This is a genomic window from Curtobacterium sp. DN_7.5 (assembly GCF_022655355.1).
In the GTDB taxonomy this organism is placed as follows: Bacteria; Actinomycetota; Actinomycetes; order Actinomycetales; family Microbacteriaceae; genus Curtobacterium; species Curtobacterium luteum.
On the sequence record NZ_CP093378.1, the window covers coordinates 1,467,389 to 1,485,047 of the forward strand.

At 72.3% G+C, this 17,659-nt stretch carries 16 protein-coding genes; 4 read left to right on the forward strand and 12 right to left on the reverse strand.

Translation table 11 applies throughout. The features are described 5' to 3' along the window. Positions 1-57 precede the first annotated feature (57 nt). From MON03_RS06800 to aceE, 5 genes are all read right to left on the reverse strand, one after another. The gene (locus MON03_RS06800) at positions 58-306 is read right to left on the reverse strand and encodes an acyl carrier protein (RefSeq protein ID WP_022903951.1); all 249 of its coding nucleotides are present in this window, start codon (positions 304-306) and stop codon (positions 58-60) included. Positions 307-439: 133 nt separating this feature from the next. After that, the gene (locus tag MON03_RS06805; protein ID WP_175327825.1) at positions 440-1,459 is read right to left on the reverse strand and encodes a beta-ketoacyl-ACP synthase III; all 1,020 of its coding nucleotides are present in this window, start codon (positions 1,457-1,459) and stop codon (positions 440-442) included. Positions 1,460-1,506: 47 nt separating this feature from the next. Next, positions 1,507-2,448, reverse strand: coding sequence for an ACP S-malonyltransferase (locus MON03_RS06810; protein ID WP_242091218.1), 942 nt, complete (start codon positions 2,446-2,448; stop codon positions 1,507-1,509). Between the two features lie 124 nt (positions 2,449-2,572). Continuing rightward, entirely contained in the window at positions 2,573-3,775 is a 1,203-nt protein-coding gene (locus MON03_RS06815) for a PucR family transcriptional regulator (RefSeq protein ID WP_175327797.1), read from the reverse strand. Positions 3,776-3,809: 34 nt separating this feature from the next. After that, positions 3,810-6,554 (reverse strand): pyruvate dehydrogenase (acetyl-transferring), homodimeric type, encoded by a 2,745-nt coding sequence (gene aceE / locus MON03_RS06820; RefSeq protein ID WP_175327798.1) that lies wholly within the window; start codon positions 6,552-6,554, stop codon positions 3,810-3,812. 240 nt (positions 6,555-6,794) lie between these two features. On the opposite strand from aceE, the gene MON03_RS06825 reads away from it, so the two are divergent. Together MON03_RS06825 and MON03_RS06830 are read left to right on the forward strand one after the other, a co-directional pair. Then, entirely contained in the window at positions 6,795-7,283 is a 489-nt protein-coding gene (locus MON03_RS06825; RefSeq protein ID WP_242091220.1) for a peroxiredoxin, read from the forward strand. Between the two features lie 52 nt (positions 7,284-7,335). After that, the gene (locus MON03_RS06830; protein WP_242091222.1) at positions 7,336-8,265 is read left to right on the forward strand and encodes an alpha/beta fold hydrolase; all 930 of its coding nucleotides are present in this window, start codon (positions 7,336-7,338) and stop codon (positions 8,263-8,265) included. Positions 8,266-8,311: 46 nt separating this feature from the next. Here MON03_RS06830 and MON03_RS06835 read toward each other — a convergent pair whose 3' ends face one another. From MON03_RS06835 to MON03_RS06855, 5 genes are all read right to left on the reverse strand, one after another. Next, complete coding sequence (locus MON03_RS06835) at positions 8,312-9,883, reverse strand: alpha/beta hydrolase (protein ID WP_242091224.1); 1,572 nt, start codon at positions 9,881-9,883, stop codon at positions 8,312-8,314. Continuing rightward, positions 9,880-10,821 carry an amino acid--[acyl-carrier-protein] ligase gene (locus tag MON03_RS06840; RefSeq protein WP_242091226.1) on the reverse strand — a complete coding sequence of 314 codons (942 nt, stop codon included), beginning with the start codon at positions 10,819-10,821 and terminating at the stop codon, positions 9,880-9,882. The genes MON03_RS06835 and MON03_RS06840 overlap by 4 nt, the downstream gene beginning before the upstream one ends. Continuing rightward, positions 10,818-12,200 (reverse strand): acyl-CoA dehydrogenase family protein, encoded by a 1,383-nt coding sequence (locus tag MON03_RS06845; protein ID WP_204620510.1) that lies wholly within the window; start codon positions 12,198-12,200, stop codon positions 10,818-10,820. The genes MON03_RS06840 and MON03_RS06845 overlap by 4 nt, the downstream gene beginning before the upstream one ends. Continuing rightward, positions 12,197-12,484, reverse strand: coding sequence for an acyl carrier protein (locus MON03_RS06850; RefSeq protein ID WP_022904736.1), 288 nt, complete (start codon positions 12,482-12,484; stop codon positions 12,197-12,199). Before MON03_RS06850 ends, MON03_RS06845 begins: the two co-directional genes overlap by 4 nt. Before the next feature lie 112 nt (positions 12,485-12,596). Continuing rightward, positions 12,597-12,974, reverse strand: coding sequence for a holo-ACP synthase (locus tag MON03_RS06855; protein ID WP_242091228.1), 378 nt, complete (start codon positions 12,972-12,974; stop codon positions 12,597-12,599). Between the two features lie 134 nt (positions 12,975-13,108). Here MON03_RS06855 and MON03_RS06860 point away from each other — a divergent pair, with 134 nt between their 5' ends. Continuing rightward, positions 13,109-14,146, forward strand: a complete 1,038-nt coding sequence (locus tag MON03_RS06860) for a nitroreductase family protein (protein ID WP_242091230.1) — start codon at positions 13,109-13,111, stop codon at positions 14,144-14,146. Next, entirely contained in the window at positions 14,143-15,717 is a 1,575-nt protein-coding gene (locus tag MON03_RS06865) for a phenylacetate--CoA ligase family protein (protein ID WP_242091232.1), read from the forward strand. The genes MON03_RS06860 and MON03_RS06865 overlap by 4 nt, the downstream gene beginning before the upstream one ends. A 204-nt stretch (positions 15,718-15,921) precedes the next feature. On the opposite strand, the gene MON03_RS06870 is transcribed toward MON03_RS06865, so the two are convergent. Together MON03_RS06870 and MON03_RS06875 are read right to left on the reverse strand one after the other, a co-directional pair. Then, positions 15,922-16,548 carry a hypothetical protein gene (locus MON03_RS06870; protein WP_175327804.1) on the reverse strand — a complete coding sequence of 209 codons (627 nt, stop codon included), beginning with the start codon at positions 16,546-16,548 and terminating at the stop codon, positions 15,922-15,924. Continuing rightward, positions 16,548-17,528 (reverse strand): aldo/keto reductase, encoded by a 981-nt coding sequence (locus MON03_RS06875; protein WP_242091233.1) that lies wholly within the window; start codon positions 17,526-17,528, stop codon positions 16,548-16,550. Before MON03_RS06875 ends, MON03_RS06870 begins: the two co-directional genes overlap by 1 nt. Between the last annotated feature and the right edge of the window lie 131 nt (positions 17,529-17,659).

A 17,659-nucleotide genomic window follows, 5' to 3' on the forward strand; every position in this document is an offset into this window, starting at 1 on the left:
ATGAGCGCCGCGGCCCGCGGCTGGTCAACCGGGGCCGCGGCGCTCAGGAAGCTCGCGTCAGGCCTGCGCCTTGACGATGTAGTCGACGGCGTCGCCCACGGTCTTGAGGTTCTTGACCTCTTCGTCCGGGATCTTCACGTCGAACTTCTCTTCGGCGTTCACGACGATGGTCATCATCGAGATCGAGTCGATGTCGAGGTCGTCGGTGAACGACTTGTCAGCGGCGACGGTGTCGGTCGCGATGCCGGTCTCGTCGTTGATCAGCTCGGCCAGGCCGGCGAGGACTTCTTCGTTGGACAGGGCCATGGGGATTCTCCTTGAGGGGGTGTCGTTTGACCGTGGACCAGCCTAGGGCACTCGCGCTGCGGGTGCCCGGAGGCGGGCCGGGGATCGCGGAGCGACCCCCGTGGGGGTCGTGCCGGAGCACGACCGTGTGGGACTAGGGGAGGACGACGACCTGCGCGCCGAAGACGAGACCGGCACCGAAGCCGATCTGCAGCGCGAGGCCGCCCGACAGCTCGGGGTGCTCCTCGAGCAGTCGGTGGGTCGCGAGCGGGATGCTCGCTGCCGACGTGTTGCCGGTGGTGGTGATGTCCCGCGCGATGGCCACCGTGTCCGGCAGGCCGAGCTGCTTCGCGAACTCGTCGATGATCCGGATGTTCGCCTGGTGCGGCACGAACGCGGCGAGGTCCTCGGGGCGGATGCCGGCGGCCTCGATCGCCTCGCGGGCGACCTTGACCATCTCCCACACCGCCCAGCGGAAGACCGTCTGACCGGCCTGTCGCATGGTCGGACGAGGTGCGCCGGCAGCCCATTCGTTGTAGGTCGCGGTCATGCCGATCGCGTCCCACTTCGAGCCGTCGGAGCCCCAGATCGTCGGCGCGATGCCGGGGAAGTCGCTCGGGCCGATCACCGCGGCGCCCGCACCGTCGCCGAGGAGGAACGAGATCGAGCGGTCGGTCGGGTCGACGACGTCGCTGAGCTTCTCCGCACCGATCACGAGCACGTGGTCGGCGAGGCCGGACTTGATGAACGAGTCGGCCTGGGCGATGCCGTACGCGTAGCCGGCGCACGCGGCGCTGACGTCGTACGCCGCGGCCGGGGTCGCACCGATCCGCTCGGCCAGGAGCGACGCCATCGACGGGGTCGCGACCGTGTGCGTCACGGTGCTGACGAGCACGACGCCGATCTGCGACGGCTCGATGCCGGCCTTCTCGATCGCCTCCCGCGCGGCCGTCTCGGCGAGGTCGACCGCCTCGGTGCCGGCTCCGGCACGCTTCCGCGTGATGATGCCGGTGCGCTGCCGGATCCACTCGTCGGACGAGTCGATCGGGCCGACCAGATCGTCGTTCGGGACGACGTTCTCGCCGCGGGCCGCGCCGAACGCGAGGATGCGCGTGAACTCGTGGCCGCGACGCTGCTGGAGCAGCGGCCGGGAGGCGCGGGTCGCGTCCGTCACGCTGGTGTCGGTGGTGCTGTCGGTCGGGTTGGTGCTGGTCGCGTCCGTCACGCGGTCGCCTCTGCTTCCGTCGTCGCGGCCTGCAGGAGCTCGATGGCTGCCGGCAGGTCGTCGGGGGTCTTGATGGCCACGGTCGGCGTGCCGCGGAGGCCGCGCTTGGCGAGGCCGACGAGGGCACCGGCCGGAGCCAGTTCGATGATGCCCGTGACGCCCGTGGTGGAGAACGACTCCATCACGGCGTCCCAGTGCACGGGGTTCGCGATCTGCTGGACCATGAGGTCGACGAAGCGTCGGCCGTCGTCGACACGGGAGCCGTCGGCGTTCGTCCAGATCGGGAGCGTGGGGTCCTGCACCGTGGCGGCCGCCGCGACGGGAGCGACGCGCTCGACCGCCGGGGCCATGTACCGGGTGTGGAAGGCGCCGGCCACCGCGAGCGGCACGACGCGCGCCTTCGCCGGCGGGTTCGCGGCGAGGTCGGTGATCGCGTCCGCGGCGCCCGCGACGACGGTCTGACCGCCGCCGTTGTGGTTCGCCGGGACGAGCCCGCGCGACTCGAGTGCCGCAGCGACCTCGTCGGCGTCGCCGCCGAGGACGGCCGCCATCGAGGTCGGTTCGAGCGCTGCCGCGTCGGCCATCGCCCGGCCGCGCTCTGCGACCAGCGTGAGGGCATCGGTCGGCTCGAGGACGCCGGCGACGGCCGCCGCCGTGAACTCGCCCACCGAGTGGCCGGCCACGCCCCCGACCAGGCCACGACGGCCGTCGGCGAGCAGGGCGTCCGCGGTGATCAGGCCCGCGGCGACGATGAGCGGCTGCGCGAGCGCGGTGTCCTTGATCGTCTCGGCGTCCGACACGGTGCCGTGCGCGACCAGGTCGACGCCGATGGCGTCCGACCAGGCTCCGACACGGTCACGGACGGCGGAGTCCTCGAGCCAGGGGGCGAGGAAGCCGGGGGTCTGGGAGCCCTGTCCGGGCGCGACGACGACGATCACCGGACAATCCTGCCGGGCCGGGCGCGCGCGGTCCGTGTGGGCTTCCCACACGAAACCGCGCGCGACATTGTGCGAACTCATACACCCTGCGATGCGAACGACGCGCGACCGGGCGTTGCTCGGGTCACCGACGGTGCGGCAGGCGCCGTCGCCCGGATGCGGACTCCGACATCGCGCCGAGGATGAGCGCCGACTGCACGATGAGGGCGTCCCGGGCGTGCGTGGCGTCCCACCCGATGATGTCGGCCACGCGCCGCAGCCGGTAGCGGACGGTGTTCGGGTGCACGAAGAGCTCGCGTGCCGTCGCCTCGAGCGACCGCCCGGTGTCGAGGTAGCACCACAGCGTCTGCAGGAGCTCGGTCGACTGGTCCTTCAGCGGCACGTAGATGCGCTGGACGAGGGCCGACCGGGCGAGCGGGTCGCCGGCGAGGGCCCGCTCCGGCAGGAGGTCGTCCGCGAGCGCGGGACGCGGGGCGCCGCGCCAGGCGCGAGCGACCGCGAAGCCGGCCAGGGCGGCCTTCGCGCTCGTGGAGGCGTCGACGACACCGGGCACTTCGTTGCCGAGCACCAGGTGGCCCTCGCCGAACGACGGTTCGAGCGCCTGGGCGATCGCGGTGAAGGACACGGGGTCCTCACCCTCGGGAACGTCGTCGCGCGGGGTCGCCCGACCGATGACGACGACCAGCCGCGAGCCCTGCACCCCGATCAGCACGTCGGCGTCCATGTGCCGCGCGGTGCGGCGGATCTGGTCGACCTCGAGCTGCTTCGGCGCCGTGCCGACCAGCACAGCGACCTCGCCGTGGCCGTGCCACCCGAGCGCCGCGATGCGGGAGGGGAGTTCGTCGTCGTACTCGCCGGAGAGGATCGAGTCCACGACGAGCGCTTCGAGCCGGGCATCCCAGAGCCCGCGGGCCTCGGCCGCACGCGCGTAGACGTCGGCCGCCGCGAACGCGATGTCGCGCGAGTACTGCAGGATCGCCTCCTGCAGCATCTCGTCGTCCTTCGCCCGCTCCTCGACCACGGTCACGACGACCCGGATGAGCTGCAGGGTCTGCTGCAGGCTCACCGAGCGGAGGAGCTCCCGCGGTGCGGAGCCGAAGACGTCGGCCGCGGCGATCCACGGCGTCGAGGAACTGCCCTCGAGCCATCCGATGAACGACGTGATGCCGGCCTGGGCCACCAGCCCCACTGCACTGCGCCGGCCGGGGGGCATCTCGCTGTACCAGGGGAGCGTGTCCTCCAGCCGCTTGATGGTCGCGGTGGAGAGTTCGCCCGACACCTGCCGGAGCCAGGAGAGCGCGCGTTCGCGGTCGTTCTCCCGGCTCACGGCAGGGTCGGTGCGGGGTGTCGTCACGCGGGGATCAGCTCTCGCCGCCCGCGCTGCCGGTGGTGCCGGCGGTGACGTCGTGCAGACGGTACTTGTCGATCGCCTGCTGGACGAGGGCGTGGTCGACCTTGCCCTGCTTCGCGAGCTGCTGCAGCGTCCGCACGACGACCGAGGGGCCGTCGATGTGGAAGAAGCGGCGGGCCGCCGGACGGGTGTCCGAGAAGCCGAAGCCGTCGGCGCCGAGCGTGGCGTAGTCGGTCGGAACGAACGGACGGATCTGCTCCTGCACGGCGTGCATGAAGTCGCTCACCGCCACGACCGGACCCTCGGTCCCGAGCAGGCGCTCGGTGACGTACGGCGTCCGCGGGGCCTCGTTCGGGTTGAGGAACGCGTGCTGTTCCGCGTCGAGTCCGTCGCGGTACAGCTCACCCCAGCTCGTGACGCTCCACACGTCGGCCGACACGCCCCAGTCCTCTGCGAGGAGCTGCTGCGCCTCGAGGATCCACGGCACGGCGACACCCGACGCGAGCAGCTGGGCCTTCGGGCCGTCCTGCTCGCTCGGCTTGAGGAGGTACATGCCCTTGACGATGCCCTCGGCGTCGACGCCCTCCGGCTCGGCCGGCTGCACGAGCGGCTCGTTGTAGACCGTGAGGTAGTACATGACGTTGGGGTCGGCGTGCTTCGGCGAGCCGTCCTCGTTCGTCCCGTACATGCGCTCGAGACCGGCCTTGACGATGTGCCCGATCTCGTAGCCGTACGCGGGGTCGTACGACACGACCGCCGGGTTCGTCGCCGCGAGGAGCAGCGAGTGGCCGTCGGCGTGCTGCAGGCCCTCGCCCGTCAGGGTCGTGCGGCCCGCGGTCGCACCGATCATGAAGCCACGGGTCATCTGGTCACCCGCTGCCCAGATGGCGTCGCCGGTGCGCTGGAACCCGAACTGCGAGTAGAAGACGTAGACCGGGATGAGCGGCTCGCCCTGCGTCGAGTACGAGGTGCCGACCGCGGTGAACGCCGCCAGGGCGCCCGCTTCGTTGATGCCGACGTGGATGATCTGGCCCTGCGGGCTCTCCTTGTAGGCCAGGAGGAGCTCACGGTCGACCGACGTGTAGTGCTGCCCGTTCGGGTTGTAGATCTTCGCGGTCGGGAAGTACGCGTCCATGCCGAACGTGCGCGCCTCGTCCGGGATGATCGGCACCACGCGGTCGCCGAAGTCGGGCGATCGCAGCAGGTCCTTCAGCAGACGGGCGAACGCCATCGTCGTGGCGACCTCCTGCTTGCCGGAGCCCTTCTTGACGACCTGGTACTTCGAGTCGTCCGGCAGGGTGACCTGCGTGTACTTCGTCCGGCGCTCCGGCACGTAGCCACCGAGCTCGCGACGACGCTCGTGCATGTACTGGATCGCCTCGTCGTCGTTCCCCGGGTGGTAGTACGGCGGCGTGTAGGGGTTCTCCTCGAGCTGCGCGTCCGAGATGGGGATGCGCATCTCGTCACGGAACTGCTTGAGGTTGTCGAGCGTGAGCTTCTTCATCTGGTGGGTCGCGTTGCGGCCCTCGAAGCTCGGGCCGAGGCCGTAGCCCTTGACCGTCTTCGCGAGGATGACCGTCGGCTGGCCCTTGTGCTCGGTCGCGGCCTTGAACGCCGCGTACACCTTGCGGTAGTCGTGCCCGCCGCGCTTGAGGTTCCAGATCTGGTCGTCGGAGTAGTCCTTGACGAGCTCGAGCGCCCGCGGGTCGCGGCCGAAGAAGTTCTCGCGGACGTACGCGCCGTTCTCGGCCTTGTACGTCTGGTAGTCGCCGTCCGGCGTCGCGTTCATGAGGTTGAGCAGCGCGCCCTCGGTGTCGCGGGAGAGCAGGTCGTCCCACTCGCGGCCCCAGATGACCTTGATGACGTTCCAGCCCGCACCGCGGAAGAACGCCTCGAGCTCCTGGATGATCTTGCCGTTGCCGCGCACCGGACCGTCGAGCCGCTGCAGGTTGCAGTTGATCACGAAGTTCAGGTTGTCGAGGCCGTCGTTCGCGGCGACCTGGAGCTGCCCGCGCGACTCGACCTCGTCCATCTCGCCGTCGCCGAGGAACGCCCAGACCTGCTGGTCGGAGGCGTCCTTGATGCCACGGTTGGAGAGGTACTTGGCCTGCTGCGCCTGGTAGATCGCGTTGATCGGGCCGATGCCCATCGACACGGTCGGGAACTGCCAGAAGTGCGGCATGAGGCGCGGGTGCGGGTAGGACGACAGTCCGCCGCCGGCGTGGGACTTCTCCTGCCGGAAGCCGTCGAGCTGGTCCTCGCTGAGGCGGCCCTCCATGTAGGCGCGGGCGTACATGCCGGGGGAGGCGTGGCCCTGGAAGAAGACCTGGTCGCCGCCGGACGGGTGGTCCTGCGCGCGGAAGAAGTGGTTGTAGCCGACCTCGTACATCGCGGCGCTCGACGCGTACGTCGAGATGTGGCCACCGACGGCGATGCCCGGGCGCTGTGCGCGGTGCACCGTGATGGCGGCGTTCCAGCGGATCCAGCGGCGGTAGCGGCGCTCGAGCTCCTCGTCGCCCGGGAACTCGGGCTCGTTCTCCGGCGCGATGGTGTTGACGTAGTCCGTCGTGGGGACCATCGGCACACCGAGGTGCAGCTCCTTGGACCGCTTGAGCAGGCTGAGCATGATCTCGCGGCCACGCTGGTGGCCGTGGGTCTGCACCAGGCCGTCGAGGGACTCACGCCACTCGGCGGTCTCCTCCGGGTCCTGGTCGTTGCTGCCGGCGCTGTACGGGTCCTGGTCGTTCACCGTCACCCTTGACCTCGTTCGTTCTCGTGGTGGTGGACATGGTGGGTTCCGGCGGTCGGTCGGACCTGAGGGAAACCCCCACCACTCTAGGCCCCACCACCGACCGCCATGCTGATGGTGACGTGCACGTGGACAGGCGCTTGCATTCGGGTGACGTCGGCGTACGATTGCCGATCGTGCACGCGTGACCCGCGCCTGCACGGGACACGGGCACACACCACGCCCGAGGAAGAAGCACACGCACCGATGGCACTGGAGATCGGCTCACTCGCGCCGGACTTCGAACTCCCGAACCAGTTCGGAGAGCACGTCCGCCTCAGCGACTTCCGCGGCATCCGCCCCGTCGCCCTCGTCTTCTTCCCGCTCGCCTTCTCGTCCGGCTGCACCAACGAGCTCTGCGCCCTCCAGGACAACATCGCGATGTTCGAGGACCAGCGTGTCGAGCTCATCGGCATCTCGGTCGACTCGAAGGCGACGCTGCGGTCCTTCGCCGAGGCGAACGGCTACGACTTCGAGCTCCTCGCCGACTTCTGGCCGCACGGCGCGGTCTCCAAGGAGTACGGCGTGTTCCTCGACAAGAAGGGCTTCGCGACCCGCGCGACCTTCGTGATCGACGTGCAGGGTCGGATCAAGGCCTCCATCATCACCGAGCCCGGTCTGCAGCGCGACGTCGCCGAGTACCAGGCCGCGCTCGACCGCCTCGCCGCCTGCTCGGCACCCGTCCCGGTCGGCTAGCGTTCCGAATCCTCCTCGGGCGCGCGCACGCGCGGTCCGGACGGGAGGAACGGTGCGGGTCATCGACGGACGCTCGGTCGGCGACGCGGTCGCGACGGACAGCGGCGCCTACGCGCCGTTCCCGCTCCGTGACCAGCCCGAGCGGTGGTCGCTCGTCCGCCGAACCGTCGAGACCACGGCGGGCACCGTCGTCGTCCACCACCGCCCCGGCCCGGACCCCGTCCTGCTCCTGCACGGCGTCGCGGGCTCCTGGACGACCTGGACGCCGCTGCTCGACGCGGCGCACGGCTTCGCGGGACGCGGTGTGGTGCTCCTCGACCTGCCCGGCTGGGGCGCCTCCTCGACGCCGGCGGAGCCGCTCACGGTCGACGGCGCGGCGGAGGTCGTGACGGTGGTCCTCGACGCCCTCGGTGTCGGACGGGTCGACGTGGTCGGGCACTCGATGGGCGCGTTCGTCGCCCTGCACCTCGCGGTCGTGCTGCCCGGACGGGTCCGTTCGCTGTCGCTGGTGTCCCCGACGACGACCGCGACGGTCCGTGCCGCTCGGCACCCGTGGCGTGCGCTCGGACACCTGCCGGCGTACACGCTGCTCCGGGGCGGTCTGCTCGTGACCGGCCGGGCTGCGCTGCCGCTGCTCCGCGGGCTGGCGGCGGTGGGGCTCCTCCGACTGCTCGCCGCCCCGGTGTTCACGCACGTGCGCCGGCTCGACCGCAGCGTGCTCGACGCGTTCGTCCGGGAGCTGCGGCCGCGCGAGTTCACGGCAGCCGCCCGTTCCGCTGCCCGCTACGACACCGAGCGCTGGCGCGGCGTCCGGTGCCCCCTCGTGGCGGTGCTCGGCCGGGACGACGTGTTCGCCCGGCCGGCGGACCTCGACGAGCTCCGAGCCGCGATGCCGCAGGCACGGACGGTGCTCCTCGACGACTGCGGCCACTTCGCCCACGTCGAGCACCCCGCCGAGGTCGCCGCGCTCCTCGCCCCCTGACGGTCGACCCGCGAGGACACCCGGACCGGCCGGAGCCGCGGCGGCGTCAGACGTGCGCGGGGAAGGTGGCCGCCACGCGCGCCCGCACCTCGGCGCGGACGGCTGCCCGCATCGTCGGGGAGAACAGCGCGTGGTCGCCGTCCGGCACCCGCACGACCTCGACCTGCCCCGACCACCGTCGGACGGCACGTCGGCCGCCGAGCCGGTCGAACAGCTCGGCGTCCTCGGGCGCGACGACGAGCACGACCTCGGTGCCGTGCTGCACGAGGGGACGCACGTGCCCGACGACGCCGCCGACCCGGTCGCGCCGGGCGATCCGCGTCCGCAGTCGTTCCGGCACCCACCGGTTGTAGAGCGTCCGGAACCGTTGCCGCCGCGGGGACGGGGTGTCCACCGCGCGGACGTGGTCGGCGTAGCTGCCCGGCGCGGCCGGCGTCCGGCGGTAGTCGTTCGGGCTGATCTCGACGACGAGCCGCGGGGTCTGGTCCACCGCCCGACCGGCGAGCCACGCGCCCGCGCACATGCCGACGAGGGCGAGTCGGTCCGGCGGCACCTCCAGCGCGTCGAGCACGGTGGCCTGGTCGTCGATCCACTCCTGGGCGAACATGAAGTCGCGCTCGTCGGCGCGGACGACGGAGCTCTCGCCCGTGCCGCGCCGGTCGATCCGGAGCACCCGGGCGCCGTCGCGGGCGAGGTCCCGCGCGAGGGCGACCTGGTAGTCGGACGCCCCGACTCGGTGCTCGGCGGACCCGTTGTGGAGCACGACCGTGGGCGCGTCGTGTCCCTGGGCCGACGACACCGTCTCGATGCCGAACAGGGCCTCCGGGCCGAGGCGCACCATGCGCTCGGACACCCGGCCGTCGACGTCGAGGACCTCGTCGAGCACCGGCGTCCGCGGCGTCTCGGCGACCGCGGGGGCCCAGGTGTCGATCCACGCGACGACCTCGTCGACCGCCGGACCCGGGATGCGGGCGTGCATGCTCGTCCGGTCCATCAGTTCGTCGGTGCCGTGCACCTCGATCCGATCGACGGCCCCGAGCTTCCGCGGAGCCGGGGCGCCGGGGCGGACGAAGGCGACGGTCGGGGCCGCGCACGGGGTGAACGTGAGGGCGCCGAGGACGGCGGCCTCGGCCTCGTCCACGTCGATCCCGACCAGGGACTCGACGCCGTCGAGCACACGGTCGGACCCGATCGTCATCGTGGCGAGTGCCCGCTGCCCGCGGAGCCACGCGCGCCCGGAGGCCGGCGGGTCCCACACGACGAGGGCATCGTCGTCCGCGGCGGCCTCGGCGGCGACGATCGCAGCCGACGCGAGCCCGACGAAACCGATCCGTCGGACGCCCGTGCTGCGCAGCAGCGCGGCCGCGTGTCCCGCCGACCGGACCTGTGCGTGCGGGTCGGTGTCGGGGGCTGCGTCCCCACGTCCGGACGGGTCGTAGCGCACCGAGGCCACGCCACGGGCCTCCAGGCGGTCCGCCAGCAGGCGCAGCGTGCGGTACGCGATGACGCCCTCCTGGCCGAGGGGCGGCACGATGACCACCCCGGCCCGCGCGGCGGGCGGCAGGTGCACGGCCACCCGGAGGGCGGGCGATCCCGACCAGCCGTGCAGGGTGGTCACAGCGCCAGTGCCGAGCGGACCGCGGTCGGCCACGCGTCGGGGTCGGTGCCGTGCGCGGCGAAGAGCGCGATCGTGATGCGCTCCAGGCCGAAGGCGATGCACGCGCTGTGCGCGACGCCGCCGTCGGCGCTGCGGATGCCGAACGCCGTGCCGAAGTGGTCCTCGTGCAGGTTGGCGGAGCTGATGGCCGTGGCCTCGTGGTCGGGCCCGTACACCGGGGTGACGAACTCGAACTTGAGCGCCTGCTCGACCTGGTTGCGAGCGAGCATCTGCCCGACGCGCCCGAAGAACGGGTCGTTGGCGGGCACGACGTCGATCTCGAGCCCGAACGACTCGAGCAGCGCGCGCATCACCGGGATGCGTCCGTCGCGGTGCGCCTTCGCGGACTCCGGCGTGCCGATGTGCACGAACTCGTGCATGTGGAACGCCTGGAGCCGCATCGGGTCGAGGGACGGTTCACGGCGGAACGAGTCGCCGACGATGTCGAAGAAGCGGCCGCCCGCGCGGACGACGTCACCGACGAGGCCGTAGACCGGGTGGCAGACGGCCGGCGTCAGCATGAGGTCCGCGGGTTCGAGGAAGCCCTCCCAGCGCTCCCCGCGCTCGCGGGCGGCGAGGAGCGCCCGGTGCGTCCGGTCGTCCCCCGTGAACCCGGAGATCGACGCGGCGAGGTCCGGGAAGGAGGCGATGTAGTCGGTCCGTTCGAACGCCGTGAGGGGCTCGACCGGGGGGAACCGCAGGACCTCGGCGTCGAGGTCGGACTGGCTGCGGACGGCGGCGGCGTCGACCGCGCCGTACACGCGCTCGAACACGCCGGTCCGGCCGTAGAGCCCGGGGGAGCCGAGGTCGATGAGGACCCCGTCCGCGAGCAGGCGTCCGCGGAGGGCAGCTCGTGCGGCGTCGAGCGTCGTGCGTTCGGTGTCGAGGTGGATGGTCACAGGAGTGCTCCCGTCATGAGCGCCATGCCGGCGTCGTTGTGCAGGAGACGGTCGTTGCTCACCATGACGGCGGCACCGTGGGCGTCTCGGAGGTGTCGGGCGATGCTCGAGGGACCGCTCGTGGCGTACCCGGCGATGCCCACGATGCGCAGGGACCGGGTGACGAGGTCGGTGACGCGTTCGGACGCACCGATCTTGAGGGCGTTCGCGGACAGGGCGAACGCCGTGGAGTCGAGGACGTCGGCGTCCTCGGCCACGACGTCGAACCGTTCCGCGGCGTGCCGGACGGAGTCGGCCAGCGCCTGCAGCTCGACGAGCAGCTCGGCCAGCCGGAGTGCACCGGGCGGGGTGGTCCCCACGGCGGCGCGGGCCTGCTTGCGGACGGCGGCACGGGCGCGGTCCGCGGCGTCGGCCGCGATCCCGAGCCACACCGACGCCCAGAGGACGTGCGAGACCGGCAGGACGGTCCGGGCGCTGACCGTGGCGTAGTCGTCGCGGAGGACGTGGTCGGCCGTGGTCTCCGCATCCAGCAGCCAGCCGTTGCTGCAAGTGCCCCGGAGGCCCAGGGTGTCCCACGTCGAGGTCTGCGTGAGCGTCGTGTGCTCGGGCAGGCAGACGACGACGCGCTGGTCCGAGGCGGCCGCGTCGACCGAGCGGCGTGCGGTGACGAGGATCGCGTCGGCCTCGGTCGCGTAGGAGATGACCGGCGCGTCCTTGCGGAGACGGATCCGGCCCGCGGCGTCCGGCTCGAGCGCGCAGGTGCTGCGACGGGCGTCGCCGCCGATGCCGCGCTCGGTCGTGGAGGACGCGAGCAGCGCGCCGTCACGGACCCCGGCGACGAGCTCCGTCACGCCGGCACCGTCACCACCGTGCCGCCAGAGCGCCATCGCCTGGCCCTGGTGCATCGCGAAGACCATCGCGGTGGCGGCGCACGCGCGGCCGAGCTCGGTCGCGATGACGGACAGCTCGGCGAGGGTCGCACCCTCGCCGCCGAGCTCCGTCGGGACCGCGGCGGCCAGGAGTCCGTGCTCGCGCATGGCGGCGATCGCCTCGCGCGGGGGCCTGGCGTCGCGGTCGACCTCGTCGGCGACGTGGCGGGCGACGTCGGCGACGAGGGCGGTCCGCGCGGCGAAGCGGCCGCGGGGGTCCGTGCCGGCGGCGGCGGTGGCGACGGCGCCGGTGGGCGCGGTGCTGCTGCCGCTGGCGTCGGTGCCGGTCGCTGCGGTCGGGGTGCCGCTGCCGGCGGCGGTGCCGGTCGTCGCCGAGCCGGTCGCCGCTGTGGCCGCTCCCGCTGCCGCGCGTCGCCCGCGCCGGGTCGGGCCGGCCGGCGCGACGACGGGGACGGGCGCGGTCGGCGGCGCTGCGTCGAGGATGGTCACGACGCCGTACCGGCGGCGTGCACGATCGACTCGACCGTCGCGAAGGTCGACCGGTTCAGCACGGCGTCCGGGAACTCGACGTCGAGTTCGTCCTCCACCGCGAGCATCACGTTGACGGTGGCGTGCGACGTCAGCCCGAGTGCGTAGAGGTCCGCGATCGAGGCGACGTCCCAGGCGTCGACGGAGAGGTGCCCGTGGTCGGCGAGCGCACGGCGGACGGCGTGTTCGGTCGTCGGGTCGGCGAGCGCGACGGCGGTCGCGCGGGTCTGCTGGTCCTGGTCCATGACGGCAACCGTAATGAGGACGGCTCCCCGGAAAGCCGCCTCCCGGTTGCGGGGAACCGCACGACCGTCCTGCGGGACCGTGGCCGCTCCGTGACCGTGCGGCCCGCCGACGTCAGCGTTCGGTGAGCGCGACCGCGGTGGCGAGCGCCAGGCCGCGTTCGTGGGACAGGGACACGGAGACCGGGCCGCACCCGATCGCCTCGGCGAGCGCCGCCGCTGCGCCGGTCAGTTCCACGGTGGGTGCGCCGTCCTGGTCGAGCACGACGGCGACGTCCCGGAGGGGCAGGGGGTCGGCGCGGGACGGGCGCAGGAGCTTGACGACGGCCTCCTTGCCCGCGAACCGTGCTGCGAGTCGCTCGGGGTCGTCCCCGCTGTCGGCGCGCTCGCGGTCGGTGAAGATGCGTGCGAGGTAGCGCTCGCCGTGCGTCGCGATGCCGCGGACGACGTCGTCGACGGCGGTGAGGTCCGTCCCCGTCCGGATCACGGTCATGCCGACAGGGTACGCGCCGGTCGGGCGGGCGCTCCGCCGTGGTCGCTGCGCTCCGGCGGCAGGGTGCATGTCGCCGCGGGCATGCGCGTCAGCGGGCATGGGTAGCATCGGCGCACGACCACCGAGGGGGAACGATGGCATCACCGTGGACCGGCATCGTCGAGGACGCCCGGCACTACCCGTCACCGCACAACTCACAGCCGATCGTGCTCGGCGTCGAGGACGACCGGACGGCGACCGTGTACTACGACCTGCGGCGGGGGCTGCCGGCCGAGTCGTTCGGCATCCCGTTCGGCCACGTCTGCGCCGGGGTGTTCCTCGCCGGGCTCGACGTGGTCGCGAGGGCGCACGGGTTCGCCGTGACCGAGACCCTCGACCACGCCGAGATGGACTTCACGCGGCTCGACCGCGACCCGGCGGACCACCTGCACCGGCTGGGACGGGTCGCGTTGCGTCCGCACGCGGTCACCGCGGACGACCGGGAGGCCTTGGCCGGGTTCACGGCGCGCCGCACCTCGCGCAGGCCCTACGACGCCACCCTGGTCGACGAGTCCGCCGTGTCGGCTGCGGTGGACATCGCGGCTGCCTCCGGGCACCGGTTCCGCACGACCGCCGATCGGGTGACCGTCGACGAGATCGTCCGGGTGAACCAGGAGACGCTGTTCGACGACCTCCGGAACGACGCGGTGCACGAGGAGATCCTGCACTGGCTGCGGTTCTCGAAGCGGCAGGCGGCGGAGACCGGCGACGGGCTCTCCGCGGAGACGATGCTGATGCCGGGTCCGGTACTGCGGTTCGCGATGGAGCACCGCGGGCTGTGGGAGGCGCCCGGCGTCGGCGGGCTGTTCAAGCGCGTGTACCTGTCGACGATGCGCGGCGTGCGGCAGCTCGGATGGCTCGAGGGGCCGTTCAGCACCCCGGCCGAGTACGTCGAGGCCGGCCGGGTGTTCATGCGCATCTGGTTGGACTTCACCGCGCGGGGGATCGCCCTGCACCCGTTCGGCACCGTGATCACGAACCCGCGCTCGCACGCCGCGTTCGTCGAGCGGGCCGGGGTGGACGAGTCCGACGGGCGGATGGCGTGGATGCTGTTCCGGTTCGGCCACAGCGCGCCGCCGCCGTCGGCGCACCGGCGTCCGGCGTCGGCGATGACGATCGGGACGGACCGGTGAAGCGCGCGGCGGTGTTCTCCGTGGTCTGGGTCGTCGAGACGTTCGTCGCGCTGTTCATGCCGCGGGTGCAGACCCACAAGCTCCTGCTGACCCCGGGGATCGAGCCGCTCCGCTGGACCCTCGGGCGGTGGCGGGCGTGGCGGACCGCGGAGCGCGCGGCGAAGCGGGTGCCCGCGTACCGGGCGTTCCTGGCGGAGCAGGGTCGTGCCTCCCGGCTGGACACCCGCGGCGGGATCGCCGCCGCGCTCTCGGGCCTGCCCGAGATGGACAAGGAGTCCTACGTCAAGCGGTGGAGCATCCCGGAACGCTGCCTCGACGGGCGGCTGCCGCGCCGCGGGGTGGTCGTCGACGAGTCCAGCGGGTCGAGCGGCACGCCGACCAGCTGGGTGCGCGGCCCGGACGAACGGCAAGCCACCCGGCAGCTGCTGCAGCTCGGGTTCTCACGGACGGCGAAGGACCTGCCGAAGCAGCCGTTCGTGCTCAACGCGTTCTCGCTCGGCGCGTGGGCGACGGGCATGAACGTGACCGCGTCGCTCACCGAGTCGTCCATGATCAAGTCGATCGGGCCGGACCGCGACAAGATCGTCCAGACGATGCGGGAGTTCGGACCCGACTTCACCTACGTCATCTGCAGCTACCCGCCGTTCCTCAAGGCGCTGTTCGAGGACGATCGGCTCGACTGGAGCCAGTACACGATCGTCGCGGCGTTCGGCGGCGAGGGCATCAGCGAGAACATGCGCGCCCACATCGAGCAGTACGCGCAAGCGGTGCTCGGCTCGTACGGTGCGAGCGACCTCGAGATCAACCTGGGCATCGAGACGCCCTTCTCGGTCGCGCTGCGGCGGGCGATCGCGGCGTCACCGTCGTTGTCCGGTGCCCTGACGAGGCAGGCCGAGTACGGCGTGCTCCCGATGGTGTTCCAGTTCAACCCGTTCGGGTACCTCATCGAGACGAACGAGCACGGCGAACTCGTCGTGACCATCGCCCGGTCGGAGAACATCAGCCCCCGCATCCGGTACAACATCCACGACCGGGGACACGTGGTCCGGATGGGTCCGCTGCGGCAGACGCTGCGTGAGCACGGGTTCGACGAACTCGCGGACTCCGCCGAGCTCGACCTGCCGCTGCTGTTCCACTACGGGCGGTCGGACCTCTCCGTCGACTACAACGGTGCCGTGGTCGCGCCCGACGTGGTGCGGGACGTCGTGTACGGCGACCCGGCGCTGCTCGAAGCGGTGGAGAACCACCGGCTCATCAGCTACGAGGACGACCGGGGCGACCGGCAGCTGCACATCGCGTTCCAGCTGGCGGCCGGCGCGGCAGGGTTCGACGCCGACGCCGCTCGTCCCGCCGTGGTCTCGGAACTGCGCCGGCTGAACAAGGACTTCTCGAACGCCATCCGGACGGCGCCTCCGGGAACGCTGCCGACCGTGGCGTTCTACCCGTACCGGACGGGGCCGTTCCGCGACGACGGGCGGAAGCTCAAGAACGAGTACGTGTGGCAGCTCGGCGCCGGTGCTGTGGCGGAGTGGGACCTCGACCTCTCCTGGACCGCTCCGAAGGAGGCCTGAGCGCGCGCGTTGCCGACGCCGGGGACCGGTCTCGGTACCGTTCGCACAACCTCTCGGTGCCGTTCGCACAACCAAAGTCACTCCGAACTGCGGAAGCCCGCGGTTCGGAGTGACTTTGGTTGTGCGGGCAGACGGGCAGACGGGCGGGCGGGCGGGCGGCCGCACGGTGGGCATTCGTGCGGGAGACCCGAGGCGCGCGGCGCGCTAGTGGTACTGCGGCGGCCAGTCGAAGGGGGCCGGGCGGTGCGGAGCCTCTCCGATCGTCGTGACCTCGAGCACCACCTGACGGAGGTTCGTCAGCTCGATCGACCTCGGGTTGCCGAAGAACCGTCGGCCGTCGACCCACACGGTGAGGTCCCCGTGCAGGCCGCCGACGTGCGCCGGGCCGATCGAGACGCCCCACTCGTCGAAGAACTGGCCGAGGGTGAACGTGTCCTTCGTCGGCGACTCCACGTGGATGATCCCGGACGTGTCGTGCGTGTGGATCTGCGCCGCGAACTTGGCCCGGTCACTGTGTCCGATGTTCCCGGGCACCGTGACGGGCTCGCCTCCGTCGAGGATGGTGAGGTGCGTGTGCACGTGCTCCGCGAGTCGCTCGCCCCACACGTTCGAGAGGCCGGCAGCGTCGGCGCGGGCGGTGAGGTCGGTCGGGGCGGGCCACGGCGGCGCGTCGGTCGTCGTGCCGGCCGCCGATCCGACGACCGCACCGGAGCTGCAGCCTGCGAGCAGGAGCACGGCGGCGGCCGCGGCGACGATCGCGCGGCTCGCGCGCCCGCCCCTCCACGGTGTGGAGTCGGCGACCGCCGGGCGGCCACCCCGTGCGGCGTGCATCACCAGCGGTCGTGGACCGCGGCGCGGAACCACTGGTCGTAGAGGTCGTGCACCGTCCGGTCGAGGCCGGGCACGTCCGGGAGCGATCCGGCCTCGGCGTTCGACCGGGCCTGCTCGGGGTTCCGTGCGCCGGGGATGGCCGCCGTGACACCGTCCTGGGCGATCACCCACGCGATGGCCGCCTGCGGGACCGAGACGCCCTCGGGCAGGGAGGCCGCGAAGGCCTGGGCAGCGCGGACGCCGTCCTCGAAGTCGACGCCGCTGAAGGTTTCGCCCTGGTCGAACGCCTCGCCGTGCCGGTTGTAGTTGCGGTGGTCCTGCTCGGGGAACGTCGTCTCGGGCTTGTACTTGCCGGAGAGCAACCCCGAGGCCAGCGGGACGCGCGCGAGGATGCCGACCCCTGCCTCCCGTGCGGCGGGGAGGACGCGGTCCAGCGGCTTGAGCCGGAACGCGTTGAGGATGATCTGGATGCTCGCGACGCCCGGCCGCGCGATCGCGGTGAGCGCTTGGTCGGCGGTCTCGACGGAGACGCCGTAGGCGGCGATCGAGCCGTCGGCGACGAGCGCGTCGAGGGCGTCGTAGACCGCGTCGTCGTCGAACACGGCGGTCGGCGGGCAGTGCAGCTGCACGAGGTCGAGGGTGTCCTGGCGGAGGTTGCGGCGCGAGCGGTCGACCCACTCGCGGAAGTTCGCGGCGACGTAGTTGGACGGCTTCTGCTCGGCGCGACGGCCCATCTTCGTGGCGATCGTGAGCGGCACGTCGGGGTTCGAAGCCCGCCAGGAGCCGATGAGCTGCTCGCTCCGGCCGTCGCCGTAGACGTCTGCGGTGTCGAAGAGGGTCACGCCGGCCTCGACGGAGGCGTCCATCACGGCGTTCGCGTCCTGCTCACTGACGGGACCCCAGTCACCGCCGAACTGCCAGGTGCCGAGGCCGACGGGGGAGACTGCGCGGCCGGTGCGGCCGAGGGTGCGACTCTGCATGCTCCCGAGCGTAGTCACGCGCTGGTGCCGCACTCGCGGTGAGCGCGCAGGGCGGACGGCCGCGAGGGGCCGGTCGCACGGTGCGAGGTCGGCGGTCGGCGCGGCCCTGTGGTGCGAGGTTCCGCGCAGCG